Source organism: Pseudomonas sp. Colony2 (genome assembly GCF_019382755.1).
GTDB lineage: Bacteria > Pseudomonadota > Gammaproteobacteria > Pseudomonadales > Pseudomonadaceae > Aquipseudomonas.
In genome coordinates this window covers 3,403,695-3,404,105 of record NZ_CP080030.1, presented here as the reverse complement: position 1 = coordinate 3,404,105, position 411 = coordinate 3,403,695, and the positions used below count along the sequence as shown (strand labels likewise).

At 56.6% G+C, this 411-nt stretch carries 1 protein-coding gene; it reads left to right on the top strand.

Annotated elements, in window-relative coordinates:
* Positions 1-40: 40 nt before the first annotated feature.
* On the top strand, positions 41-250 hold the full coding sequence (locus JV201_RS13465) for a hypothetical protein (protein WP_046383000.1): 210 nt from the start codon (positions 41-43) through the stop codon (positions 248-250).
* Positions 251-411: the final 161 nt, after the last annotated feature.

The window sequence follows — 411 nt, the reverse complement described above, 5'->3', positions numbered from 1 at the left end:
CGCCTGCTGCTACGCTGTTCACTCCACCAGAGGAACGCCAATGCCCAATTCAGACCTGCTCCCTTCTCTGCTCTCCAAGCTCTACGAAAACCAGCTGGCTCTTGAGGCGTCCATCATGGAGATCTCGAACTGGGTCGAGCAGCGTGGCTCCGCTGATGTGGCGGAGAACGTGCGCGGCGCCCTGCACACCATCGACGAGAACGAAGAGTTCATCAAGCTGACGCTGGCGGTTCTCATGGCGCCTGACTGATCGTCGGGTAAACCTGCACTTCGTCGCCTCAAGCCTTCAGCTTCGCCAAACCTCGATTACTGTATGYRCATACAGYATTCGGAAGCACAACCCATGAACATTGATGAAGACACCTGCGAGTGGCTTGGCTGCCCTACGCCCCTGGAAATGTACAAGCATCA

What these genes read in the sequence shown, in the direction of transcription:
- JV201_RS13465 (WP_046383000.1), top strand. Translation starts at nt 41, where the DNA reads ATGCCCAATTCAGACCTGCTCCCTTCTCTGCTCTCCAAGCTCTACGAA.